This is a genomic window from Pseudonocardia sp. OZ21 (assembly GCF_059359135.1).
Genome location: NZ_JCADBN010000019.1, coordinates 96293 through 119985 on the forward strand (window position 1 = coordinate 96293; position 23693 = coordinate 119985).

General features: G+C 73.3%; 21 protein-coding genes. 12 read left to right on the forward strand and 9 right to left on the reverse strand.

The window, feature by feature from the left end:
* Window positions 1-62: 62 nt before the first annotated feature.
* The 6 genes from AC5L35_RS31975 (at window position 63) to AC5L35_RS32000 (ending at window position 8463) form a co-directional block, all read left to right on the forward strand.
* Window positions 63-2114: an intein-containing Rv2578c family radical SAM protein gene (locus AC5L35_RS31975; RefSeq protein ID WP_495063461.1), complete on the forward strand. Its 2052-nt coding sequence runs from the start codon at window positions 63-65 to the stop codon at window positions 2112-2114.
* A 334-nt stretch (window positions 2115-2448) separates the two neighbouring features.
* Window positions 2449-3492, forward strand: a complete 1044-nt coding sequence (locus tag AC5L35_RS31980; RefSeq protein WP_495063462.1) for a CHRD domain-containing protein — start codon at window positions 2449-2451, stop codon at window positions 3490-3492.
* A 69-nt stretch (window positions 3493-3561) separates the two neighbouring features.
* Entirely contained in the window at window positions 3562-5370 is a 1809-nt protein-coding gene (gene aspS, locus AC5L35_RS31985) for an aspartate--tRNA ligase (protein ID WP_495063463.1), read from the forward strand.
* Window positions 5371-5410: 40 nt separating this feature from the next.
* Window positions 5411-6352, forward strand: a complete 942-nt coding sequence (locus tag AC5L35_RS31990; protein WP_495063464.1) for a DUF389 domain-containing protein — start codon at window positions 5411-5413, stop codon at window positions 6350-6352.
* A gap of 11 nt (window positions 6353-6363) precedes the next feature.
* Entirely contained in the window at window positions 6364-7557 is a 1194-nt protein-coding gene (locus AC5L35_RS31995; protein ID WP_495063465.1) for a hypothetical protein, read from the forward strand.
* Window positions 7558-7662: 105 nt separating this feature from the next.
* Window positions 7663-8463: an SGNH/GDSL hydrolase family protein gene (locus tag AC5L35_RS32000; RefSeq protein WP_495063466.1), complete on the forward strand. Its 801-nt coding sequence runs from the start codon at window positions 7663-7665 to the stop codon at window positions 8461-8463.
* 37 nt (window positions 8464-8500) lie between these two features.
* On the opposite strand, the gene AC5L35_RS32005 is transcribed toward AC5L35_RS32000, so the two are convergent.
* The 4 genes from AC5L35_RS32005 to AC5L35_RS32020 all read right to left on the reverse strand — a co-directional run bounded on the left by AC5L35_RS32005 (window position 8501) and on the right by AC5L35_RS32020 (window position 11685).
* Window positions 8501-8728, reverse strand: a complete 228-nt coding sequence (locus AC5L35_RS32005; RefSeq protein WP_495063467.1) for a hypothetical protein — start codon at window positions 8726-8728, stop codon at window positions 8501-8503.
* A gap of 88 nt (window positions 8729-8816) precedes the next feature.
* Window positions 8817-9971 (reverse strand): aminotransferase class I/II-fold pyridoxal phosphate-dependent enzyme, encoded by a 1155-nt coding sequence (locus AC5L35_RS32010; RefSeq protein ID WP_495063468.1) that lies wholly within the window; start codon window positions 9969-9971, stop codon window positions 8817-8819.
* On the reverse strand, window positions 9971-10462 hold the full coding sequence (locus AC5L35_RS32015; protein WP_169398528.1) for an Lrp/AsnC family transcriptional regulator: 492 nt from the start codon (window positions 10460-10462) through the stop codon (window positions 9971-9973). The genes AC5L35_RS32010 and AC5L35_RS32015 overlap by 1 nt, the downstream gene beginning before the upstream one ends.
* Complete coding sequence (locus tag AC5L35_RS32020) at window positions 10396-11685, reverse strand: aminotransferase-like domain-containing protein (protein ID WP_495063469.1); 1290 nt, start codon at window positions 11683-11685, stop codon at window positions 10396-10398. Before AC5L35_RS32020 ends, AC5L35_RS32015 begins: the two co-directional genes overlap by 67 nt.
* Before the next feature lie 173 nt (window positions 11686-11858).
* Between AC5L35_RS32020 and AC5L35_RS32025 the strand changes: the two genes are divergently transcribed.
* Complete coding sequence (locus AC5L35_RS32025) at window positions 11859-12461, forward strand: AAA family ATPase (RefSeq protein WP_495063470.1); 603 nt, start codon at window positions 11859-11861, stop codon at window positions 12459-12461.
* A gap of 18 nt (window positions 12462-12479) precedes the next feature.
* On the opposite strand, the gene AC5L35_RS32030 is transcribed toward AC5L35_RS32025, so the two are convergent.
* Together AC5L35_RS32030 and AC5L35_RS32035 are read right to left on the reverse strand one after the other, a co-directional pair.
* Window positions 12480-13403 (reverse strand): TIGR03619 family F420-dependent LLM class oxidoreductase, encoded by a 924-nt coding sequence (locus AC5L35_RS32030; protein ID WP_495063471.1) that lies wholly within the window; start codon window positions 13401-13403, stop codon window positions 12480-12482.
* 39 nt (window positions 13404-13442) lie between these two features.
* Window positions 13443-14012, reverse strand: a complete 570-nt coding sequence (locus AC5L35_RS32035; protein ID WP_495063472.1) for a Uma2 family endonuclease — start codon at window positions 14010-14012, stop codon at window positions 13443-13445.
* Between the two features lie 94 nt (window positions 14013-14106).
* Here AC5L35_RS32035 and AC5L35_RS32040 point away from each other — a divergent pair, with 94 nt between their 5' ends.
* Window positions 14107-15474: a replication-associated recombination protein A gene (locus tag AC5L35_RS32040; protein ID WP_495063473.1), complete on the forward strand. Its 1368-nt coding sequence runs from the start codon at window positions 14107-14109 to the stop codon at window positions 15472-15474.
* A gap of 24 nt (window positions 15475-15498) precedes the next feature.
* On the opposite strand, the gene AC5L35_RS32045 is transcribed toward AC5L35_RS32040, so the two are convergent.
* Window positions 15499-16128, reverse strand: a complete 630-nt coding sequence (locus tag AC5L35_RS32045; RefSeq protein WP_495063474.1) for a TIGR03086 family metal-binding protein — start codon at window positions 16126-16128, stop codon at window positions 15499-15501.
* Between the two features lie 53 nt (window positions 16129-16181).
* Between AC5L35_RS32045 and AC5L35_RS32050 the strand changes: the two genes are divergently transcribed.
* Together AC5L35_RS32050 and AC5L35_RS32055 are read left to right on the forward strand one after the other, a co-directional pair.
* Entirely contained in the window at window positions 16182-16601 is a 420-nt protein-coding gene (locus tag AC5L35_RS32050; protein ID WP_495063475.1) for a MarR family winged helix-turn-helix transcriptional regulator, read from the forward strand.
* An 85-nt stretch (window positions 16602-16686) separates the two neighbouring features.
* Window positions 16687-18852 (forward strand): alpha-galactosidase, encoded by a 2166-nt coding sequence (locus tag AC5L35_RS32055; RefSeq protein ID WP_495063476.1) that lies wholly within the window; start codon window positions 16687-16689, stop codon window positions 18850-18852.
* A 10-nt stretch (window positions 18853-18862) separates the two neighbouring features.
* On the opposite strand, the gene AC5L35_RS32060 is transcribed toward AC5L35_RS32055, so the two are convergent.
* Together AC5L35_RS32060 and AC5L35_RS32065 are read right to left on the reverse strand one after the other, a co-directional pair.
* On the reverse strand, window positions 18863-20005 hold the full coding sequence (locus tag AC5L35_RS32060) for an ROK family protein (RefSeq protein WP_495063477.1): 1143 nt from the start codon (window positions 20003-20005) through the stop codon (window positions 18863-18865).
* Window positions 20006-20062: 57 nt separating this feature from the next.
* A complete protein-coding gene (locus AC5L35_RS32065; RefSeq protein WP_495063478.1) occupies window positions 20063-21034 on the reverse strand; it encodes an LLM class flavin-dependent oxidoreductase in 972 nt (323 codons plus the stop codon).
* 86 nt (window positions 21035-21120) lie between these two features.
* Here AC5L35_RS32065 and AC5L35_RS32070 point away from each other — a divergent pair, with 86 nt between their 5' ends.
* Both AC5L35_RS32070 and AC5L35_RS32075 read left to right on the forward strand, forming a co-directional pair.
* Window positions 21121-21891 (forward strand): MmyB family transcriptional regulator, encoded by a 771-nt coding sequence (locus AC5L35_RS32070; protein WP_495063479.1) that lies wholly within the window; start codon window positions 21121-21123, stop codon window positions 21889-21891.
* Between the two features lie 128 nt (window positions 21892-22019).
* On the forward strand, window positions 22020-22907 hold the full coding sequence (locus tag AC5L35_RS32075; protein ID WP_495063480.1) for an NmrA family NAD(P)-binding protein: 888 nt from the start codon (window positions 22020-22022) through the stop codon (window positions 22905-22907).
* Window positions 22908-23693 lie beyond the last annotated feature (786 nt).

Genomic DNA, 23693 nt, shown 5'->3' on the forward strand with positions numbered 1-23693 from the left:
GAGTGGACCATCCCCCTGACAGTCACTTGCCCCGGGTGTCGAACATGTGTTCGACTGTGCCCATGCGGTGGAGCGGACAGCAGGTGCTGGGCGACGGTGTCGGGGCGGAGGCGGCGCTGCCCGGCATGCGTGGGCTCCTCCGCTCGGTGCGCACCCCGGAGTTCGCCGGGGTGGTGTTCCACGAGGTCGAGGCCCGGTCGGTGCTCAACCGCGTGCCGGGCACCTCGCCCATGCCGTTCCGCTGGACGGTCAACCCGTATCGCGGCTGCTCCCACGCCTGCGTGTACTGCCTGGCCGGCCCCACCCGTGTGCTGCTGGGCGACGGGCGCACCCGTCCGATCTCCGAGCTGCGCGTCGGCGACTCCGTGATGGGCACGGAGCTGGTCGACGGGCAGCGGCGGTACGTCCGCACCACGGTTCTCGCCCACTGGTCCACCACCAAGCCGGCGCACCGGGTCCGGCTCACGGGCGGCACCGAGCTGGTGGCGAGCGGCGAGCACCGGTTCCTCACCGACCAGGGCTGGCGCCACGTGAGCGGAGGATGGTGCCGCTCCGGGAGGCGGCCGCGGTTGCGGCCGGGGAGCGCTCTTGTGGGCCCCGGGCCGTTCGACGTCACGATGGGGCAGGAGCGCCGCCCCCACACCGCGGCCTACCGCCAGGGCTACCTGTGCGGGCTGGTGCGGGGCGACGGTGCCGAGGCCGGCGGGGAGTGGCGCTTCCCGTCCGAGCACCTGGAGCTCGAGGCGCTGGGCCGCGCCCACCACTTCCTCGCCGACGCGGCCCAGCACGTCGTGGAGCTGCCGTCCACGGTGCCGGTCCCGGTCGGTGGCGGGGAGCCGGGGCGGATCCCCGCTCCGGTGCCCCGCGGTGGGATCGCGCCGATCACCCATGTGGTGCGGTGGCCGGAGCACGCGGGCGACGACTGGTGTGCGGGGTTCCTCGCCGGCACGGTCGACGCGCGCGGTTCGGTGGTGCGGGGGGAGCTGTGGATCCGTCCCGCCGACGGTGACACCGCCCGGCGGGCGGCGGCCGCGCTCCGCCGCCTCGGTTTCCGGTTCCGGGTGGAGGCCGGCGCGGGCGCGGGTGCGGTCCGGCTGCTCGGCGGCCCTTCGGCGCTGCTGCGGCTGCTCGGGGTGGTCGATCCCGCGGTGAGCCGGCATCGGGACGTGGGCGGCGCGTCCGTCACCGGCGCCACCGCGCTCACGGTGGAGTCGGTGCAGCCGCTCGGTGTCGAGATGCCGATGTACGACATCACCACGGGCACGGGCGACTTCGTGGCCGACGGCGTGGTCAGCCACAACTGCTTCGCGCGCAACACCCACACCTACCTCGACCTCGATGCGGGGGCCGACTTCGACAGCCAGATCGTGGTGAAGGTCAACGTGGCGCGGGTGCTGGAGCGTGAGCTGCGGTCGGCGAAGTGGGAGCGGGAGCCGGTCGCGATGGGCACCAACACCGACCCGTACCAGCGGGCCGAGGGCCGCTACCGGCTGATGCCCGGGGTGATCGGGGCGCTGGCCCGGTCCGGCACCCCGTTCTCGCTGCTCACGAAGGGCACCGTGCTCGCCCGCGATCTGCCGGAGCTGGCGGCGGCTGCGGCCGACGTCCCGGTGGGCCTCGGTGTCTCCGTCGCGCTCGTCGATCCGTCACTGCAGCGGCGGCTCGAGCCGGGCACCCCGTCGCCTGCCGCGCGGCTCGACCTGGTCCGGCGGATCACCGACGCCGGCCAGTCCTGCGGGGTGATGGTGGCGCCCGTGCTGCCGCTGCTCACCGACTCCACCGAAGCCCTCGACGCCCTGCTCGGGCAGGTGAAGCAGGCAGGGGCCAACGGCGCCAGCGTGCTGGCGCTGCACCTGCGGCCGGGCACCCGCGAGTGGTTCCTGGCCTGGCTCGCTCGGGAGTACCCGACGCTCGTGGAGCCCTATGCCCGGCTGTACCGCCGCGGCGCCTACGTCGATCCGGAGTACCGGCGCGCGCTCGGCGAGCGCGTGGCGCCGCTGCTGCGCCGCCACGGGCTCACCGGCGCCGCCACCACCGTGCGCGGGCACACCCGGTCCGCGCACGAGGCCACGGACGCGCCGCAGCCGTCCGGGGAGCAGCTCCGACTGCTCTGATCGCTCCGATTGCCGGGGCCGTGCCGCATCCGGTGATGAACGCCATTCCCGGACGGCTTTCGCGCATTCTTACGCTGCCCGGGTGCGGACGTTGGGAGTCCGTTTGCCGGGCCGCGCCCAAGTTCTCCCGCAGATGATGCACCGCCATTCTCCGTGTTCTTGCCTCCGTCGGCCTGCCCGCGCGGTTCAGAAGACACGTGCCTGCGGCCACCGTGGTTGACGCGGAAAGCATGATGTTCACCTCATGCTTCTGATTGACCGGTCCCGCCGTCCCCATCCGTGTGTGAGCCGACGGCCGATGCACAGGCAACGGCTCGCGAATGGAGGACCACGAATGAATCGCACCATGCGCCGGCGCGTGCTGGGCACAGCAACTGCAGGTACGGCGCTCGCCGGACTGGTGTTCGTGGGGGCGTGTGGCGCACCCACCGCTCAGGCCACGCCCGCTGCGGCACATGGCGGCCCGGCCGCATCCGCACCGATGCACATGCCCATGCAGACGCCCGTGGACTCGATCGGGAAATACGACGCGCAGAACCAGAGCGACGCGATGTTCTTCGCGACCGTGATGCGGGGCAGCAACGAGGTCCCGAGCAAGGAACAACCGGGTGGCGGCGACAAGGGCGGCAGCGGGACCTCGTTGGTGCGGATCCAGGGCGACCAGGTGTCGTACGCCTTCACCTGGACGGGAATCGGCACGCCGACTGAGGGCCACATCCACCAGGGACCGGCGGGCGTGAACGGTGACGTCAAGATCCCGTTCTTCACCACGAAACTGCCGGACGGGCGCAACTCCGTGATCGGCACGGTGACGGTGACCGACGCGAACCTGCTCGCGAACATCACGAGCCACCCCGAGCAGTTCTACGTCAACCTGCACACCAAGGACTTTCCCGGCGGTGCCCTCCGCGGTCAGCTGCACGCGTTGCCGGTGCAGGTGGACCTGCGGAGCGCGATCAGCCACGACCGGAACCACCCGGTCGTCGAGGGCGACCAGATCTACACCTGCACCCGGCAGGACTCCGACGGCTCGTTCACGTTCACCCAGGACAACGTGAACAGCCTGCTCACCGGCGGCATCGAGCACACGTTCGTCACGGCGGGCAAGACCGGTCAGCCCCAGTGGGTCGCTCCCGACAGGTCCGCGGTCACCGGCAAGGCCGTGACCACGATCTCGAACGGTCCCGACAACGTCCCCGAGTTGGTCCTCTCCGCGAAGCAGGAGGGCGCGTCCAAGGGCGAGCTCGCGGCCACCCGGGCCGTGCTGCGCCTGGACACGATCGGCGGCGTCGCCCCGACGGGCACCTGCGACCCGATGACCCAGGCCGTCACCGCGGTGCCGTACTCGGCCGACTACCTGTTCATCAACTCGAAGTAGCTGGGTCGGCGTCCGGCCGCAGGGAAACCTGCTGGCAGGCCGACCCGGGGTGGCGGATAGCCTCGACACGTGATGCGCACCCACCCAGCCGGCACACTGCGTGCCGAGCACGCCGGACAGTCCGTGACCCTCGCCGGGTGGGTGGCCCGCCGCCGTGATCACGGCGGCGTGATCTTCATCGATCTCCGGGACTCCTCGGGATCCGCCCAGGTGGTGTTCCGCGAGGGCGAGATGGCGGAGCGCGCCCACCGGCTGCGCGCCGAGTTCTGCGTACTGGTCACCGGTGAGGTCGTCCGCCGGCCTGCGGGCAACGAGAACCCGGAGCTCGCCACCGGTGAGATCGAGGTGACGGCCACCGAGCTCACGGTGCTGTCGGAGTCGGCCCCGCTGCCGTTCCCGCTCGACGAGCACAGCGAGATCGGCGAGGAGATCCGCCTCAAGCACCGCTACCTCGACCTGCGCCGCAGCGGGCCGGCGGCGGCGCTGCGGCTGCGCAGCGAGGCCAACCGCATCGCGCGCACGGTGCTCCACGACCGCGAGTTCGTGGAGGTGGAGACCCCCACGCTCACCCGGTCGACGCCGGAGGGGGCCCGCGACTTCCTCGTGCCGGCCCGCCTGCGTCCCGGCTCCTGGTACGCCCTGCCGCAGAGCCCGCAGCTGTTCAAGCAGCTGCTGATGGTGGCGGGCACCGAGCGCTACTACCAGATCGCGCGGTGCTACCGCGACGAGGACTTCCGGGCCGACCGCCAGCCCGAGTTCACCCAGCTCGACATCGAGATGAGCTTCGTCGAGCAGGACGACGTGATCGAGCTCGGCGAGACGATCGTCGCCGCGCTGTGGTCGGAGCTCGCCGGGTACGAGATCCCGCGCCCGATCCCGCGGCTCACCTACGCCGACGCGATGGCCCGCTACGGCTCGGACAAGCCCGACCTGCGGTTCGGCGTCGAGCTCACCGACCTCACCGAGTACTTCGCCGACACCGCCTTCCGCGTGTTCCAGGCGCCGTACGTCGGTGCCGTCGTGATGCCGGGCGGGGCGAGCCAGCCACGCAAGCAGCTCGACGCCTGGCAGGAGTGGGCGAAGCAGCGGGGCGCCCGCGGCCTCGCCTACGTGCTGGTGGACGAGGACGGCTCCGCGAGCGAGCGGGGTCCGGTCGTGAAGAACCTCTCCGAGGCCGAGCGTGCGGGCCTCGCGAAGGCCGTGGGCGCCGAGCCGGGCGACGCGATCTTCTTCGCCGCCGGGCACCCGGCCGACGCGCGCGAGCTGCTCGGCGCGGCCCGTGGCGAGATCGCCCGCCGCTGCGGTCTCGTCGACGAGAGTGCCTGGTCCTTCGTGTGGGTCGTCGACGCGCCGATGTTCGAGCGGATCCGCGACGACAAGGGCAACGAGCTCGGCTGGACGGCGGTGCACCACCCGTTCACCTCGCCCAACGCGGAGTGGATGGACTGCTTCGAGGAGGCGCCCGACAAGGCGCTCGCCTACGCCTACGACATCGTCTGCAACGGCAACGAGATCGGTGGCGGCTCGATCCGTATCCACCGCTCCGACGTGCAGGAGCGGGTGTTCGCCCTCCTCGGTATGGATGAGGCGCAGCAGCGGGAGAAGTTCGGCTTCCTGCTCGACGCGTTCCAGTTCGGGCCGCCGCCGCACGGCGGCATCGCGATCGGCTGGGACCGCACCTGCATGCTGCTGGCCCACTCCGACACGATCCGCGACGTCATCGCCTTCCCGAAGTCGGGTGGCGGTTTCGACCCGCTGACGTCGGCGCCCGCGCCGATCACGCCGGAGCAGCGCAAGGAGGCGGGTGTCGACGCGCAGCCGCCGAAGGCGCCTGCCGCCGCGTCCCCGGCCGCCGACGAGCCGCCGACGAAGCTCTGAGCGCGCCTCCGTCCGTAAAGCCGCCGCGGGGAGCGAGTTCGTGCTGCACATGAGGGTGATCTCGCCGGAGGCGCAGACCGGCGAGGTCCGGGATCTGCTCCTCGACGAGCCCGGCGCCACCCACGTCACCGTCCTGCCCGGCGTCGCGCTGCAGCCCGTCGGCGACGTCGTCGAGGCCGACGTGACGCGCGAGTCGGTCGACGTCCTGCTCAACGCCTTGTGCGAACTGGGCATCGACCGTGCGGGTGGCGTCACGCTGGAGGCGATCGACACCTCGCTGTCGGACGCGGCCGACGCCGCCGAGAAGGCCGCGCCGGGCGACCCGACGGACGCCGTGATCTGGGACGAGCTGGTGGCGCGCACGGGTGAGGAGTCGCGCCTCTCGGTGAGCTTCCAGGCGTTCCTGACGATCGCGTGCCTGCTGGCGGCGATCGGCGTCATCACGGACTCGCCGGTGACGGTGGTGGGCGCGATGGTGCTCGGTCCGGAGTTCGGGCCGCTGGCCGCGATCGCCGTGGGCGCGGTGCTGCGCCGCGCGGACCTGCTGCGTCGCGGCGGCCTCGCGCTCGCCGCGGGCTTCCCGCTGGCCATGGTGATCACCGCACTGGCCGCCCTGGCGTTCGACGCGACCGGTCTGCTGTCCACCGCGACCCTCGACGATGCCACCCAGGTGGACTTCATCTACCAGGTCGGCCCGTTCTCGTTCATCGTGGCGCTGCTCGCCGGCGCCGCGGGGATGCTCGCGCTGACCTCGGCCAAGTCCGCGTCGCTGGTCGGGGTGTTCATCTCCGTCACCACCGTGCCCGCCGCGTCGTACGCGTCGATCGCCCTCGTGGAGGGCCGGTACGCGCAGGCCGGCGGGTCGGCGCTGCAGCTACTGGTGAACCTCGTGGGCATCGTCGTGGCCGCGGGGGCCGTGCTGCTCCTCTCGCGCCGGACAGCCGGCCGCGAACGGGTCATCCGCCGGTTGTCGGCGGGGTAGGGTCACGAACGATGGTTCAGGACCTGGGCAGCTTCCCCAGGCCGGTACTCGCCGCGCTCACTGCTGCCGAACGGCTGCTCACTCGCCGATCAGGAGCCGGCATCGTACTGGCCGACCCTGAGGATCTCGGAGGAAGCGATCGTTCGGTGGTGGCCCGCGCCCGCGTGGCCCGCAACCCGTTCTCGCTGCCGCGCACGCTCGTCGTCAAGCACTACCTGGGCCGGCCGGACCCGGACCGTCCCGACCCGTTCCACTACGAGGTGGCGAGCTGTCAGCTCTTCACCGCGCTGCCGGCCGACTCCCGGCCCAGCCCGGTGCTGATCGCACACGACCCGCAGGCCCGGCTGCTGGTGCTCGAGGACCTCGGCCGCAGCTCCACGCTGGCCGACAAGCTGTTCGGTCCCGACCCCGCCGCCGCCCAGCGCTGCCTCCTGAGCTGGGCCAGGGCGCTCGGCCGGATGCAGGCCGCCACGGCGGGCCGGGAGAACGACTTCGGCGCGCTCCTGCGCAGGCTCGGGGAGCGGGCGTGGCGCGACCCGATGGCCGAGGACGCGCGGGTCGCGCTGGCCGGGGTCGCCGGGCTGCTGGAGCAGCAGCTCGGGGTGGTGGTGCCGGAAGCCGCCACCGTGGAGGCCTACGAGACCGCACGACTGCTCGGTGGCACCCGCTACCGCGCGTTCAGCCCGTCCGACACGTGTCCGGACAACAACCTCGTCACCAGCCGCGGGGTGCGGTTCGTCGACTTCGAATGGGGCTGTTTCCGCGACGTCGCGCTCGACGCGGCCTACTTCCGCGTGCCCTTCCCCGGCTGCGAGGCGAGCTTCGCCCTGCCACCCGGCATGGCCGAGTCGATGCTCGAGGCGTGGCGCAACGAGATCGCCGCCGTCTGGCCGGATCTCGACGAGCCCGAGCGGCTCGACCGCAGGCTGCTGCACGCGCAGCTGCTCTGGGTGTGGTTGTGCACCTGGTGGCTGCTGCCGCGCATCAGCGTGCGGGACAAGCCCGTGGGCCAGGACGCCACCCGGTCTCCGCGGATCAGCACCGCGCTGGGGCACTACTGGCGGGAGATGGCCCGCAGCGCAGCGGCCGGTGGCCTGCCCGCCACGGCCGAGCTGGGCACGGCGGTGGCCGACGCGCTCGGCAGACGGTTCCCGGACGCCCCCGGTTCACTGCCGGTGTACCCGGCCTTCCGCTCGGTGGCCTGAGGGGCCGAGACCCTGCAGGTCAGGGCACCGATCGTTCCCTCAGCTGCCCACAGCGCGTCATCCGGCGCACACCCCTGGTGAGCCGACGTCGGTGATCGTGTCCGCGTGACTCTGCAGCCCGTGCTCGCGCCGGCCGCGACCCGTCCGGTCTCCACGTTGGTGACGCTGGGCGACTCCACCTCGGTGGGGCTCGGCGATCCGGCCCCGGGCGGAGGGTGGCGGGGCTTCCCCGTGCTGCTGCGTGACGCCCTCGGTGGGCCGGCGCTGGTCAACCTCGGCCGCACGGGCGCGCGCATGGCCTGCGTGCGCCACGAGCAGCTGCCGCCGGCGCTGGCCGCCGCTCCGGACGTGGTGGTGCTGTCGGTCGGGATGAACGACACCCTGCGCTCGGACTTCGACCCCGCGATCATGCACGACGACTGCGCCGCGATCGTCACCGCGTTGCGGGAAACGGGGGCGCACGTGCTGATGGTGCGCTACCACGACCACACCAGGGTCTTCCCGTTGCCGGCACCGCTGCGCCTGGCTCTGCACCGGCGCATCGTCGCCGTCAACGCCGTGACCGACGCGGTGGCGGCGTCCGACCCGTCGGGGGTCGGGGTGCTGGATCTGGACGTGCTGCCGGGCGGCTACGAGCGGGCGGCGTGGTCGGTCGACCGGCTGCACCCCTCCGAGCTCGGACATCGGATGCTCGCCGCGGGGTTCGCGGCGCTGCTGACCGGGGCCGGCTACGCGGTGCCGCACCGGGTGAGCCTCGAGTGCGCCGGCGGACGCGAGGTGACGGCGGCGCAGCGTACGGCGTGGCTGGTGGTGAAGGGTGTGCCCTGGCTGGTGCGTCGCAGCCACGACCTCGGACCGGTGATCCTGCAGGGGCTGGTCGGCGAGCTGGCGCGGGTGGCCCGCTGACCCCGGGGCCGGCCTCCCGAACGGGCAGGGGGTGCGGTCAGGCTGCGGGGCGCAGCGGGGTGGGGGCGACCGGAGCGGTGGGGGAGGCCACGGCGAGCATGGCCTCGATGCGCCACAGCTGGGCCCGGGTGCAGGTGGGGCAGATCCAGGTGATGGATCCGTCGGGTTCGTGCTGACTGCTCCAGGCGACGCCGGTGGCATCGGCGGGTGTTCGCGGGCGGGAGCAGAGGGGGCAGCGACGATTCTCGATGCGGCGAGTCTCCATGCCCCACGATTCTGGAGGACCCAGTTTGCCGGGCCGTGAACCCGGCGCAACGGATGCGGTGCGTTGACGTCCGACTACCGGGTGTCCGTCAGAGCGAGCCCAGGAACCGGTCGATGCGTACGAGGGCCTCCTCGAGCAGCGGCAACGCCGTGGCGTACGAGCAGCGCACGTGTCCCTCGCCGGACGGGCCGAACACGCTCCCCGGCACCACCGCCACCCGTTCGGTGCGCAGCAGCTGTTCGGCGAAGGTCTCCGAGTCGAGGCCGGACCGGCGGATCGAGGGAAACGCGTAGAACGCGCCCCCCGGCTCGGGGCAGTCGAGGCCGATCTCGCGCAGACCCTTCACGAACACACGGCGACGGCGGTCGTAGTCGGCGACCATCGACTGGACGGCGTCGTCCGGGCCGGACAGGGCCTCCACCGCCGCGAGCTGCGAGACGTGCGGCGCGCACAGCATCGTGTACTGGTGCACCCGCACGCAGAGCTCGGCCACGGGCCGCGGCGCGCAGATCCAGCCGACCCGCCAGCCGGTCATGGCGTGGGCCTTCGAGAAGCCCCCCAGCAGCACCGTGCGCTCGCGGGCGCCGGGCAGCGTGCCGAGGCAGGTGTGGCCACCGGTGTAGGTGAGCCGGTCGTAGATCTCGTCGGAGACCAGGTACAGGTCGTGCTGCTCGGCGAGCCGGACCAGCGCCTCCAGCGCGGCGCGGGGCTGCACGGCGCCGGTCGGGTTGGCGGGCGAGCCGATGAGGATCGCCTTGGTGCGCGGGGTGATCGCTGCCGCGACGACCTCGGCGTCGACCGCGAACCCGTCCTCCCAGCGCGTCGGCACCCGCACCGGGACGCCGCCCGCGAACGCGACGCACGGCTCGTACGCCACGTAGCAGGGCTCGGGGATGATCACCTCGTCGCCCGGGTTGAGCAGCACCCGCAGCGCGAGGTCGAGGCCCTCAGAGACCCCCGTGGTGATCAGGCACTCGCCGTCCGGCGCGTAGTCGGCGCCGTACCGGGAGGCGAGATCGGCGCAGATGAGCTCCCGCAGCTGCAGCAGCCCCGCGTTGGACGTGTAGGTGGTGAACCCGTTCTCCAGCGCGTAGATCCCCGCCTCCCGCACGCGCCACGGCGTGACGAAGTCGGGCTCGCCGACGCCGAGGGAGATCACGTCGTCCATCTCGGCGGCGATGTCGAAGAACCGCCGGATGCCCGACGGCGGGCAGGCCGCGATGACGGCGTTGAGCTCCTTCATCAGGGTGTCACCGGCAGCCGATGGTCCTGCTCCGGGAGGGTGAAGGCGTCGCCGTCGCGCTTGTAGGTCTTGAGCACGAAGTGGGTGGCCGTGGCCTGCACGCGGTCGATCGTCGAGAGCTTCTGCGAGACGAAGTCCGAGACCGCGCGGATGGTACGCCCGGTCACCGTGCAGCGCAGGTCGTGGCTGCCGGACACGAGGTGGACGCTGCGGACCTCGTCGAACCGGGCGATCCGCGCGGCCACGTCGTCGAACCCCACGCCGCGGGCGGGCGCCAGCGACACGTCGATGAAGGCGGTGACCGTCTCGCTCGTCGGGTCGTCGTCGACCGCGTCCCAGTCGACCACCGCCTTGTAGCGGCGGATCGCGCCCGACGCCTCCCAGGTGGCGATGGCCTCGCTCACCTCGGCGACCGGCAGGCCGGTCATGGTGGCGATGGTGTCGTGGGAGAGCTGGGCGTCGCGCTCCAGCAGTTCGAGGATCTGACGCACGGTTCGACCCTACGTCGCGGTGCCGCCTGCTCGCGCCACGTACCGGCCAGCCGGTCCACGGCCTCGCGCAGCAGCGGCGGCGGGTTCGAGGCGAAGCAGAGGCGCGCGGCGCCGTCCAGCCGCCGGGTGACCGCGAAGGCCGCACCCGGCACGAACCCCACACCGTTCCGCAGTGCGTGCGGGAGCAGCTCGACCGGCCGGGTGCCGTCGGCGAACTCCAGCCAGCAGAACATGCCGCCCGTGGGAACGGAGCAGGTGAGGGCGTCCCCGAACGCCTCCCGGACGGCGTCGGTGAGCGCGCTCGCCCGCTCGCGCAGCGCGGTGCGCAGCATGCGCAGGTGACCCTCGAACCAGTGCGTGTCGGCCAGTAGCTCGGCGGCGACGGCGTGGGTGAGCGTGGAGCCGCAGAGGTCGCTGCACTGCTTGAGCCGCTCGACCGCGGCCAGCAGGGGCGCGGGGCCGGTCAGCCAGCCGACCCGCAGTGCAGGCGCGAGGACCTTCGACACGCTCCCCAGCCGGACGACGCGTTCGCCGTGGGCGGCCACCGGCACCGGGGGCGGACCGTCGAAGGCGAGCAGGCCGTAGGGGTCGTCCTCGACCACGAGGAAGCCGTACCGGTCGGCGAGCTCGGCCAGCCGGGCGCGGCGGTCCCCGCTGAGGGTGACCCCGCGCGGGTTGTGGAAGCTGCTCACGGTGTGGACGAGCCGAGGGCGCAGGCCTGCGGCCAGCAGCCAGGCGAGCGCGTCGACGTCCATGCCGTCGGCGTCGACGGGCACTCCGTGCAGCGTCGCGCCCGCGGCCTGGAACACCTGGAGCGCGCCGACGTACACCGGGTCCTCGACCACCACCGCGTCGCCGGGGTCGAGCGCCGTGCGTGCGACGAGGTCGAGGGCCTGCTGCGAGCCGGTGGTCACCACGACCTCGGTGGGGGTGAGAGACCTCCCGAGCCGGGCACCGTCGGTGGTGGCGAGAACCTCCCGCAGCCGCCCCAGCCCGACGGTCTCGCCGTACTGCAGGGCCGCGGGATCGCGTGCCGCGGTCGCGAGCGCGGTGGCGATCCGCTCCCGGGGGAGCAGGTCCGTGCCGGGCAGGCCGCCTGCGAGCGAGATGACGTCGTCGCGTGCGGTGAGCGCGAGCAGGTCGCGGATGGCCGAGCCGCGCACGTCGCGCAGCCGGGCGGAGAGGTGGACGGTCACGGAGATCTCGCCTTCGGGCGTCGACACGGGGACGGGTGTGGTCGTCCCTGGATCGGCAGGGCGAGGCGGGCGGCAGGCCCCGGTTGCGGGCCCGGCCCTCCGACAGCCTGCCCGACCTTCCTGCGATCCGGAACCCGGTTCCCACCAAATGGGAGGGGCCGGACGAGCGTGATCAACCCGCCGGGAATACGGTCGGGCGCATGCTGCTGTGGATCAACGGCCCGTTCGGCGGTGGCAAGACCCACACGGCCTATGAGCTGCGCCGACGGCTGCCGGGCAGCGTCGTGTGCGACCCCGAGCACGTCGGTTTCGGGCTGCACCGCACGCTGCCGCCCGCGCTCCGCGGCGACTTCCAGGATCTCTCCGCCTGGCGCCAGGGTGTGCGCGAGGTGCTGGACATCGCGCTCCGCAAGCACGACGGCCCGGTCATCGCGCCGATGACCCTCGTGCACCCGGTCTACTTCGGCGAGGTCGTCGGCCGGCTGCGCGAGGACGGCCACGAGGTGCGCCATTTCACGCTGCTCGCCGAGCGCGGCACCGTGCTGAGGCGGCTGCGGGAGCGGGGTCTCGGCCGCGGGCTGAAGCGGGAGAGCTTCGCCGTCCGCCGTCTCGACGACTGTCTGGAACGGCTCCGGGAGCCGGAGTTCGCCGAGCACATCCACACCGACCATCTCCCGATCGCACAGGTCGCCGAGCACATCGCGGGCTCCGCCGGGCTGCCGATCGCCCCGAACACCGACGGCCCGCTGCGCGGCAGGCTCCGGAGGTACGCAACGGGACTGCGGCACGTCCGCTTCGAGTGATACCGGCGGACGCCGGCGTCAACGGTCGAGCCGCTCGCGGAGGTCGGCGAGGGTGTCGAGCGCGGCCTCGGGGGGCGCGGCGACCTGGAGCACGAGATGCCCGACCCCCAGCTCAGCCACCCGGCGGGCGTCCTGCGCCCACTGCTCTGCCGTGCCGCGGAACAGCGGCCGGCCCTCGCCCGCGTCCTGGCCGGGCACGGCGTCACCGCGCAGCACGACCGGCAACGCGGCGGGATTCCGGCCTGCCTCGGCCGCCGCGGCGCGGAAGACGGCGAGGTCGGCAGCCAGCTCGTCGATGTCGGTGCGGTACGGGTGGAGTCCGTCGGCGACCCGAGCCGCTCGCCGGATCCCGGCCGCGGTGCTGTAGCCGAGGAGGACGGGGATCGCCGCGCGGCCGAACGGCTTCGGCCCCACGTCCGACGGCGGCACCGGGTGGGGGCCGCCGGGGATCTCGACGGGGTCGGGGCCCCAGACGGCGCGCACTGCCGCGAGATGCTCCTCGAGGCGTCGTCCGGTGTGGCTCGCAGGCGTTCCCGCGGCGGCGAACTCCTCGCGCATCCAGCCTGCGGCGAGGCCGGCGACCACCCGGCCGTGGGACAGCTGGTCGACGGTGGCGAGGCGGCGGGCGAGCAGCACCGGCGGTTGCAGCAGAGCCAGCACCGCGCTGGTGCCCAGCCGCACGCGGCGGGTGAGCGCGGCGAGGTGGGCGAGGACGTCGAGGGGGTCGAGGACGCACGCGTAGCCGTCGGCGGGCAGCTCGACCGGCACGGGCACGCCGGGCATCGTGACGGCGCTGTGTGGGCGCAGCCAGCGGTCCATCACCCACACCGAGTCGAGCCCGGCCGCCTCCGCGCCCGTCGCCAGCCGGACCAGGTCCTCCGCGACCACGGCGCGGCCGGCGTTGGGGAGTGCGACTCCGAGTTCCGTGCGGTGACGTTCCATGCCGTGACGACGAACGGCACCCGCGGCGATCGACACCGGTCAGCGGCGGGTGAGTGCGTCGAGGTCGACGGTGAGGGCGTGCCCGGCGACCTCGAGCGCGACCGTGCCGGTGTGCTCGCCGGACAGCTCGTAGTCGCCGTCGACCAGTACATACGCGGTGAGGCTGGTGGGCTCGCCGAGGTCGATGATCCAGTACTGCGGGATACCGGCGTCGGCGTACTCGGAGAACTTCAGCACCCGGTCGACACGGCGGGTGCCGTCGGAGAGCACCTCGACGGCCAGCAGTACGTCGGGTGCGACGTACCGAGCAGGGTTGGTGTCGAACAGCGCGGTGCGCGTGACGATCACGTCGGGGACCCGGATGGTGAGCGGTCTGTCGGCGAGGACGACTTCGACCTCGGCCAGCGCGATCAGCTCGCGCGGAAGTTGATCGTTCGACCGGTGGGTGAAGCGGTTGCCGGCGTGCTGATGCCAGGAGTGGGGCTGGGGAGACACGCTCAGAACTCCTTCGGCGAGCTCGAACCGGAACTCCTCGTCCTCCGGCAGCGCCTCCCACTCCTCGAGGGTGAGCAGATGGCTCGGCCATGGGAGCGTCCGCGGGAACGTCATCGCCTTCTCCTTCCGACGACGGCATGGTCGCACGCAGCACCGACATCTCCGGGCGGTTCGGTGGTTCCCGTCCGGCAGTGGCACGCTGATGGCGATGAGCACCGAGGCAGACGGGCTGTTCGAGCTGGACGAGCCGGAGTCGGCCGCTGCGGGCGGGTCCCCGGCCGAGCCGGCTCGCGCCACGGCGCCGCTCGCCGTGCGGATGCGCCCGCGCTCGCTCGACGAGGTCGTCGGCCAGGCCCATCTCCTGCGTCCCGGTGCCCCGCTCCGGCGGCTCGTGGAAGGCGGAGCGGCAGCCTCGGTGCTGCTCTACGGGCCGCCCGGCACCGGTAAGACCACCATCGCGCGGCTGCTGGCCGGCGTGGGCAGCCGGCATTTCGTCGCGCTCTCGGCGCTCTCGTCGGGGGTCAAGGAGCTGCGCGCGGTGATCGACGACGCCCGCAGGCGACGCGACCGGCTCGACCAGCAGACCGTCCTGTTCATCGACGAGGTGCACCGCTTCTCCAAGACCCAGCAGGACGCGCTGCTCGGCGCCGTGGAGGACCGGCTGGTGCTGCTCGTCGCCGCCACCACGGAGAACCCGTCGTTCTCGGTGGTGTCCCCGCTGCTCTCGCGCTCGCTGGTGCTGCAGTTGCAGTCGCTCACCGACGACGACGTGCGGTCGCTGCTGCGCCGCGCCGTCGCCGACCCGCGAGGGCTCGGCGCCGCCGTCGAGCTCACGTCCGATGCCGAGGACGCGCTGGTGCGGCTCGCCTCCGGCGACGCCCGCCGCGCGCTCACCGCGCTCGAGGCGGCCGCCGACGGGGTCGCAGGCACGGGCGCCACCGAGATCGACGTGCCCGCCGTGGAGCGGGCGGTCACCGAGGCCACGGTCCGCTACGACCGCCAGGGCGACCAGCACTACGACGTGATCAGTGCGTTCATCAAGTCGATCCGCGGCTCCGACCCCGACGCCGCGCTCCACTACCTCGCCCGGATGCTGGTGGCGGGGGAGGACCCACGGTTCATCGCGCGGCGGCTGATGGTGCACGCGAGCGAGGACATCGGGCTCGCCGACCCCACGGCCCTGCAGGCGGCCGTGGCCGCGGCGCAGGTGGTAGCGCTCGTCGGGCTCCCGGAGTGCCGCCTCGCGCTGGCCCAGGTCACCGTGCACCTGGCCACCGCGCCGAAGTCCAACGCCGTGATCACGGGCATCGACGAGGCGATGGCCGACGTCCGGGCCGGGGCCACCGGCGCCGTCCCGGCGCACCTGCGCGACGGCCACTACGCCGGGGCACAGAAGCTCGGCAACGCCGTGGGCTACCGCTACCCGCACGGCACGCCCGAGGGGGTGCTGGAGCAGCAGTACCCGCCGGACGCGCTGGTCGGGCGCGACTACTACCGCCCCACCGGCCGGGGTGGCGAGCGGGTGCTGGCGGAGCGCCTCCCGAAGCTGCGCCGGGCCGTCCGCGGCGAGGGCTGACCCCCGACGCCCGGCGGACCCCACTCACCGGGCCTGGTGGGTGGGAGCGCTGGTCGTGCGGGCCGGGGACCATGCCGGGTCGCGGCCGAGCAGGGTGAGGGTGCGGTCCCACGCGTCCGTCGCTCCGCTCGCCAGGGCGGGGGCGAACGGTGACCCGGGCTGCTCGCGCAAGGCGCCGGTCGGCACGCGTTCGGCCACCGCGAGGCCGGCGGCGACGAGGTCGTCGTCGTAGTCGACGGCGATCCCGAGCGAGGCGGCGACGTCCCAGCCGTGCACGAGCGTGTCGATCAGGTGGAAGCCGGCGACCTCCTCCAGCGGGAACCGGTGCCGGAACTCCGCCAGCCAGACCGTGCGGGACGGGTCGGTGGCGGCCTCGGCGAAAGCGGCCCCGACCTCGGTCGCCGACTCGGTGGCGGCCGCAGCGGGATCGGCCCCGAGCGGTCGCGGGGCGAACTCTGCGGCGTCGACGTCGGTCTCGTTCCCGGCGCGCACGGCTGCCGCGAAGCCGTGGTCCTGGCCGGTCATGTGCTCCAGCAGGGCCCGCAGGTCCCAGCCGGTGCAGGGGGTGGGGAGCGCGAGGTCGGCCGGGCGAACCCGGGTGAGGACCGGTGCGACGGCGGCGACGGCCCGGCCGTGCAGGTCGATGATACCCATGTCGCGACTATCTACATCGGTAGACGATTGGTCAAGCGCTATCGTCGCGCGACATGGAGCAGCGTCACGACCTCGGGGCCGCGTTCGCCCGCCTGACGCGGGCGATGATCGAGGCCGAGACGCCCGTGCTGCGTGCTCACGACGTCGAGATGTGGGACTACGCGGTGCTCGGCGCCCTGGAGGACGGGGCGGCACCGACGCAGTCGGAGCTCGCGGCCGCCGTCGGCCGGGACAAGACGCGGCTCATCCCGATCCTCGACCGGCTGGAGGTGCGGGGACTGCTGGGGCGCACCCCGGACCCTGCCGACCGGCGCAACCGGGTCGTCGCCCTCACCGAGGACGGGCGTGCGGTGGTGCGGTCCTGCCGGGCGGGGATCCGCGAGGTCGAGGCCGAGATGCTCGCCGCCGTCGATCCCGAGGAGCGCGCCGTGTTCGTCTCCGTCCTCGAGCGCCTGGCGGACGCTGCTCGCTGAGGAGCCGGCGGGGGTCCGTTGACCTCCACTAACTTCTGTCGTAAAACATATCCGCAGCAACATCACGACGACGTGCGGAGCGGCCATGTCCCCGAACCCTGTCGGCCCCGTCCACCTGAGGGCGGCGGGGGTGAGCGTGGTCCTCGGCACGGACGGGCGGCGCTTGCCCGCGGTGCTGCACTGGGGCCCCGACCTCGGCGAGCTGGACGCCGCCGACCTCGCGGGCCTCGCCGCCGCGGCGATCCCCGGCACGGTGCCCAACGACATCGACGACGCGACGCGCGTCGGGGTCCTGCCCGAGCAGGCGAGCGGATGGCTCGGTCGGCCGGGGCTCGCCGGGCACCGCACCGGTCGCGCCTGGTCGCCGCTCTTCACCCTCGGCACGTTCGACGTCGAGCCCGCTCCGGACGGTGGCGGGCGGGTCAGCGCGGTCGGCCGCGACGAGGAGGCAGGTCTCGAGGTCCGGCTCGACATCGAGCTGCTGGCCTCGGGCCTGCTGCGTCAGCGGGCCACGGTCGTGGTGCCGGAGGGGGCGGCGGCGGAGCCGTTCGTCGTCGACGGCCTCGCCCTGGCGCTCCCGGTGCCGCCGGTGGCCACCGAGCTGTTCGACCTGGCCGGGCGCTGGGGACGGGAGCGGGCCCCGCAGCGCGCGCCGTTCGTCGTGGGGGTGCACGCGCGGGAGAACCGCCGCGGCCGCACCGGACCGGACGCCCCGCTGATCCTCGCGGCGGGCACCACGGGCTTCGGCTTCCGGGACGGCGAGGTGTGGGCGGTGCACGTCGCGTGGAGCGGCAACCACGAGTCCTACGCCGAGCGGCTGTCCACCGGGGCCGCGGTGCTCGGCGGCGGTGAGCTGCTGCTGCCCGGCGAGGTCGCGCTCGTGCCCGGCGAGCAGTACGCCGGCCCGTGGGTCTACGCCGCGTACGGCCGGGGTCTCGACGGCGTGGCCGCCCGCTTCCACACGCACCTGCGCTCCCGGCAGCAGCACCCGCGCACCCCGCGCCCGGTCGTGCTCAACACGTGGGAGGCCGTCTACTTCGACCACGACCTCGACCGGCTCGTCGAGCTCGCCAGGGCGGGGGCCGATGTCGGCGCCGAGCGCTACGTGCTCGACGACGGCTGGTTCCGCCACCGCCGCGACGACAAGGCGGGCCTGGGCGACTGGTACGTCGACGAGGACGTCTGGCCGCGGGGCCTGCACCCGCTGGTCGACGAGGTGCGGCGGCTGGGCATGCAGTTCGGGTTGTGGGTCGAGCCGGAGATGGTCAACCCCGACTCCGACCTCGCCCGCGCCCACCCGGAGTGGATCCTCGCGACCGGTGGCCGCCAACCGCTGCTCTCCCGGTCGCAGCAGGTGCTCGACCTCGCCCGGCCCGAGGCGTTCGCCCACCTCCTGGAGCGGCTCGACGCGCTGCTCACCGAGTACCCGATCGCCTACCTCAAGTGGGACCACAACCGCGATCTGCTCGACGCCGGCCACGGGCCGCTGGGCACGCCCGGCGTCCACGCGCAGACCAGAGCGGTCTACCGGCTGATCGACGAGCTGCGCGCCCGGCACCCGGACGTCGAGATCGAGTCCTGCTCGTCGGGGGGCCTGCGCGTCGACCTGGAGATCCTGGAGCGCACCGACCGGGTGTGGGCCAGCGACAACATCGACCCCCTCGAACGCCAGCAGATCCAGCGCTACACCGCTCAGCTGCTGCCGCCCGAGCTGGTCGGCTCGCACGTCGGGTCGCCGCGCTCGCACTCCACGGCCCGCACCCACGACCTGTCGTTCCGGGCCGGGACGGCGCTGTTCGGCTCGTTCGGCATCGAGTGGGACATCACCGGCGCGAGCCCGGAGGAGCGCAAGGAGCTGGCCGCGTGGGTGCAGCTCTACAAGGACGTCCGCGGACTGCTGCACACCGGCACCGTGGTGCGCGCCGACCAGCACGACCCGTCGTTCGCCCTGCACGGTGTGGTGGCGCCCGATCGGAGCTCCGCCCTGTTCTCGCTGGTCCAGCTGGCGACGCCGCTGACGTCCGTGCCGGGCTCCCTGCGCCTGCCCGGCCTCGACCCCGAGCGGCGCTACCGCGTGCGGACGCAGCCGCCGGGCGACGTGCCCGCGCTGCGGCAGCGCCGGTCTCCCGCGTGGCTCGCCGAGGGGGTGGAGCTGCCCGGCCGGGTGCTCGGTGAGGTCGGCCTGCTGGCTCCGGCGCTCAACCCGGAGCAGCTGCTGGTGCTGCGGGCCGATGCGGTGGACACCCGCTGACGGCGCCGCCTCACGCGGGCGCGGCAGGCCCCAGCACGTGGGCCTGCACCGCCACCGCGGCCGCTCCGCGTGCCCACTCCGTGAACGGGAACGGCCGCACGTCCACCCGGACCGGCGGACCCATCGGGTCGCGGCTCTCCTCCAGCGCGGCGTCCAGGTCGGCGCGGGCGATGTCGACCGCGCCGATGCCGTCGCCGGTGAGGATCACGAGATCCGGGTCGACGAGGCCCGCGATGTCGGCGACGAGCAGCCCGAGGGCCCGGCCGGCGTCCGTGACGGCCCGCCGGGCCGCCGGCTGTCCGGCGCGCGCGAGCTCCAGCACCTCGTCGTAGGTCACGGGCCCGCCCAGCGCCTGGCCGACGGCGGCCGTGATCGACCCCGACGCCAGGAGGGCCGCCGCGCACCCGCGGTGCCCCTCGGCGCAGATCGCCCAACCCGGCAGCGGCCGGTGCCCGACCGACCCGCCTGCCCCGTGCGCGCCCTCGACCAGCCGGTCGTGGACGACGATCCCGCAGCCCACGCCGACGCCGATCGTCACGACGGCGAGCGACTGCAGCCCGCGGCCCGCGCCGAACCAGTGCTCGGCGACGGTGAGCGCCCGCACGTCGTTCTCCACGACGGTGGGCAGGCCGGTCGCGGCCTGCAGCCGCTCGGCCAGCGGCACCGGCTCCTGCCAGCCGAGGAAGTGCGCCCTCGTGACGTCGCGGCGCTCCGCCACCCGCCCGCCGATGCCGATGCCGAGCCCGGCCATCTCCCCGTGCTCGTCGCGCAGCCGGGCGACGACGTCGGCCACCGCGCCCACCACGGCCGCCGGCTCCCGCCGGGGCAGCGGCGCCTCGTGCTCGGCGACCACGGCGGCGCGCAGGTCGGTGACCACGGCGAACAGCGCATCCCCGGTGATCTTGACCCCGGCGAACCGGCGGGAGGCCGGCTGCACGTCCAGGGGGAGCGAGGGACGCCCGGTGCGGGCGTGGACGTCGCTGGTGCCCTCGACCAGCAGCCCGGAGTCGACCAGCCGGCGGGTGAGCCGCGTGAGCGAGCCGGGCGAGAGCCCGAGTCTGCGGGCGAGCTCGGCGCGGGGGAGCGGGCCGTGGCGCAGCACCTCCACCGCGACCCGCTGCTGGCTGCCGTCGAGCGAGGTCCAGTCGCCCACGCCCCCAGTTACTTCCGTGACGGAACTCACGTGCGAACACTACCGCCAGCTCCCCCGTCAGGGCCTCGACGACACCACCGGGTCGCGTACGCCGAGCAGCAGGTCGGCGAGCCGGTCGAGCTGGTCGCGCTGCCCGTCGAGGCCGGGCGCCGCGATGCGCAGGACGATGTGACGGGCCCCGGCCTCGACGAACCGGGCGAGCCCCGCGGCCACCTGCTCGGGCGGTCCCGCCACGATCGTCTGGATCCGCTCGACCACGTCGAGGGGAAGCCCGTAGTTCTCCCGGCAGAACTCGTCGACGGCGCGCCGCCCCGACGGCACGTCGGACGCCAGCAGCACCGTCGCGAACAGCGCAGGCGTGATCGCGTCCTGCTGCCGTCCCGCTGCGACGGCGGCGGTGCGGACGTCGGCGAGACCGGCGGCGTAGGTCGCCGGTTCCGGCGGGTAGGGCAGCCAGCCGTCGTAGTGGCGCCCGGTCCGGGCCAGCGCGGCGGGGGTGGCCCCGGCGAGCCAGATGGGCGGGCCACCGCTGCGGTACGGACGGGTGCCCGCCGGGATGTCGTGCAGGCGCAGCACGTCGCCGGTGAACGAGGTGGTTCCCTCGGCGGCCCAGAGCTGCCGCCAGAGCGCCACCGTGTCGTCGAGCCGGGCGAACCGTCGCGGCCACGGCACCTCGGACGCCGCGTACTCCCGCTCGGAGCGTCCGGGGAAACCGGCTCCGACGCCGAGCACCAGGCGCCCGCCCGCCAGGAGGTCGAGCGAGGCGATCGCCTTGGCGGCCTGCACGGGGCGCCGGAAAGCGGGCAGCAGCGCCGCGGTGCCGAGGGTCACCCGCTCGGTCACCGCCGCGACCGCGGCGAGCACCGTCAGCGGGTCGATGTGGGCGCCGAGGAGCGTGTCGTTGGCCCAGAGCGAGTCGTAACCCGCCCGCTCTGCCCGGACCGCCAGATCCACCAGCTCCCGCGGGTCCGCACCCGCCCACTGCTCCGCCTTGAGCGGCAGCAGCACACCTATCCGAACGAGATCCATGCCGCAGAGGCTCCGTCGGCCGGTGCCCCGCGGCAATTCCCGCGGGGGAATGGCCGGACGGCGTGATCGAGGGCTAGGAACACGCTGTGAACTTTCCGGCCGCGCTCCGCGAGCGCCGTACCCGGCTGCGGGTCAGCCAGCTGGACCTGGCCCTGCGCGCAGGGACGACGCAACGGCACGTCAGCTTCATGGAGAGCGGCCGCTCGGCGCCCGGCAGGGCGATGGTCGTGCGGCTCGCCGAGTCGATGGAACTTCCCCTGCGCGACCGCAACGCGCTGCTGCTCGCGGCCGGCTTCGCACCCGCCTACCCCGAGACCGGCCTCGACGAGCCCGGCCTCGCCCCGGTGCGCGACGCCCTGCGGTCCGTGCTCGACGGCCATCGGCCCTACCCGGCGATCGTCGTGGACCGCCACGGCGACCTGGTCGCGGCGAACGCGCCGTTCGGGCTGCTCACCGAAGGGGTCTCCGCCGACCTGCTGGCACCGCCCGCCAACGCCTATCGCCTGGCCCTGCACCCCGAGGGGCTCGCCCCCCGGATCGTCAACCTCGCCGAGTGGGCCCGGCATGTCCTGGAGCGGCTGGACCAGGCACTGGAACGCGGGCCCGACGAGCGCCTGGCCGCCCTGCGGGCCGAGCTCGGCTCCTACGTGCCGCCGGCCGCGGTCGGGCCGGACCACCTGGGCTTCGCCGTGCCGCTGCGGCTGCGCTCCGACCTGGGCGAGCTGCGGCTCATCACGACCGTGACGACCTTCGCGACCGCCGTGGACGTCACGCTCGCGGAGCTGAAGCTCGAGGCGTTCCTGCCCGCGGACGCGCCGACCGCCCAGGCCCTGGCCGCGGCGGCAGGAGCGCCTTGAGGTCGTCCGTCGCCGCGTGACGCCCACCACTCGCACCGACGACCTTTAGATAATCAGCGTAATTTAACTGGCACGGATTCGCTGGTGGTGGACGTGGGCGAGTTTGGGGTGACGACGGAGGAGAAGAGATGACCACGATTCTGGTGACGACTGCCAATGGTGCGACCGGCCGGCCGATGGTGGACCACCTGCTCGAGGCAGGCTTCACGGTCCGCGCCATGGTTCGCACGGACGACGAGCGGGCCCGGCGAATGCGCGACAAGGGCGCGGAGGTCGTCGTCGGTGACCTGCTCAGCCTCCGCGACGTCCGTGCGGCCCTTCAGGGCGTCCAGCGCGCCTACTTCAACTACCCGCTCGGCGATGGCCTGGTGGAATCCGCAGTCATGTTCGCCCAGGCTGCGAGGGAGCAGAATCTCGAACTCATCGTGAACCTGTCGCAGATCCAGTCCCGCCCCCGGGCACGCAGCAAGGCGACGCAGAACCACTGGCTCTCCGAGCAGATCTTCGACTGGTCCGGTGTCCCCACCACCCACCTGCGAGTCACGTTCTTCATGCAATGGCTGCTCTACATCTCCGGGCTGATCCGCCACGGCCGCTACGTCGTGCCCTTCGACGGGGACGGCCGCTTCGCCCCGATCGCCGGCCGTGACATCGCCCTGACCGCAGCCACCATCTTCGCCTCCCCGGAGAAGCACGGTGGGAGGATCTACACCCTCACCGGCTCCGTGGAGTACAGCCACAAGGAACTCGCCGCCGAGGTGAGCCGGGTGCTGGGCAGGGACCTGCCCTTCGAGCAGGTCACCGCGACGGCGTTCCTGGAGCTGATCGGCCACCAAGGCGGAAAGGCCGTGCTCCAGCACTTCGAGGCTGCCGCCATCGACCTGCAGGAGGGCCTTCTGGCGGGGGTCACCGATGCGGCCCCGAGCATCAACGGGCAGCCGCTCGCAACGGTCGAGGAGTTCGTCACCGAACACCGAGCCCTGTTCGACGTGGACTACGCCCGGGTGGCGGACTAGCTGTAATGCCCAGCCGGTTTGCTGACCCGGCCGAGCTTCTTGACATCCATGTGCACCAGATCGCCCGGGCGGGGACGTTCGCAGCGGCGGATCATCGTGCTGATGGGGCGGTCGAGCCAGGCCGGCCGGGCAAGTCCGTGGCGGGTCGGGACGGCGTGCATTGTGGAGGCCGCCAGCCAGTGGGCCGACGCGGGCCGGGCCGAGTTTGGGCTCCATTCGCATGCCACGATCTGCTGCGCCACCGCCGGCGAGGTGCGGTGGGGGATGTGGCGTGCGGGGCCGGTGAGTCCGGCAGGTCCTTCGGCCGCCGACGGGCCCACCATTCGTAGCCGGTCGCGCGGGACACGTCGAGCTCGGCGGCGACATGAGTAACGGGACTCAACAGTCAGAACGGGCATTCGGTGGGCCATGAGACCTCCGGGCGGGTGTCGAGCGTCGACAACTCACGCCTCGAGGAGGTCGCCCCCTGTTCAGTCGCCATGGACGTCGGTCGTAGCGCTTCCGCTGGTCGCTGCTGCGGACGGCCCTCGCCCGGCAGGCCACCACCACGAGCGCTGAACGGCCGTTGACCTGCGACAAAGGACATCAAGTCGAACATGTGTTCGAGTATGATGAAGGTGTGTCGGACAGCCCGCTCACCACCGCGCATCGCCTCCTGGTCGAGGCGATCGACGCGCTGTCCGCGGCCACAGACACTGGCGCTACCGATGACGACCTGCTGTCCGTGCTCACCCTGTGCGAGGGCACGAGTAGGCGGTTGGACCGGCTTACCGTCGCCACCGTGTC

Bases quoted from the DNA above. Each gene is read 5' to 3' on its own strand.
- AC5L35_RS31975 (WP_495063461.1), top strand. From the start codon at position 63: ATGCGGTGGAGCGGACAGCAGGTGCTGGGCGACGGTGTCGGGGCGGAG.
- AC5L35_RS31980 (WP_495063462.1), top strand. From the start codon at position 2,449: ATGAATCGCACCATGCGCCGGCGCGTGCTGGGCACAGCAACTGCAGGT.
- AC5L35_RS31995 (WP_495063465.1), top strand. From the start codon at position 6,364: ATGGTTCAGGACCTGGGCAGCTTCCCCAGGCCGGTACTCGCCGCGCTC.
- AC5L35_RS32005 (WP_495063467.1), bottom strand. From the start codon at position 8,728: ATGGAGACTCGCCGCATCGAGAATCGTCGCTGCCCCCTCTGCTCCCGC.
- AC5L35_RS32010 (WP_495063468.1), bottom strand. From the start codon at position 9,971: ATGAAGGAGCTCAACGCCGTCATCGCGGCCTGCCCGCCGTCGGGCATC.
- AC5L35_RS32025 (WP_495063470.1), top strand. From the start codon at position 11,859: ATGCTGCTGTGGATCAACGGCCCGTTCGGCGGTGGCAAGACCCACACG.
- AC5L35_RS32030 (WP_495063471.1), bottom strand. From the start codon at position 13,403: ATGGAACGTCACCGCACGGAACTCGGAGTCGCACTCCCCAACGCCGGC.
- AC5L35_RS32035 (WP_495063472.1), bottom strand. From the start codon at position 14,012: ATGACGTTCCCGCGGACGCTCCCATGGCCGAGCCATCTGCTCACCCTC.
- AC5L35_RS32040 (WP_495063473.1), top strand. From the start codon at position 14,107: ATGAGCACCGAGGCAGACGGGCTGTTCGAGCTGGACGAGCCGGAGTCG.
- AC5L35_RS32045 (WP_495063474.1), bottom strand. From the start codon at position 16,128: ATGGGTATCATCGACCTGCACGGCCGGGCCGTCGCCGCCGTCGCACCG.
- AC5L35_RS32050 (WP_495063475.1), top strand. From the start codon at position 16,182: ATGGAGCAGCGTCACGACCTCGGGGCCGCGTTCGCCCGCCTGACGCGG.
- AC5L35_RS32055 (WP_495063476.1), top strand. From the start codon at position 16,687: ATGTCCCCGAACCCTGTCGGCCCCGTCCACCTGAGGGCGGCGGGGGTG.
- AC5L35_RS32065 (WP_495063478.1), bottom strand. From the start codon at position 21,034: ATGGATCTCGTTCGGATAGGTGTGCTGCTGCCGCTCAAGGCGGAGCAG.
- AC5L35_RS32075 (WP_495063480.1), top strand. From the start codon at position 22,020: ATGACCACGATTCTGGTGACGACTGCCAATGGTGCGACCGGCCGGCCG.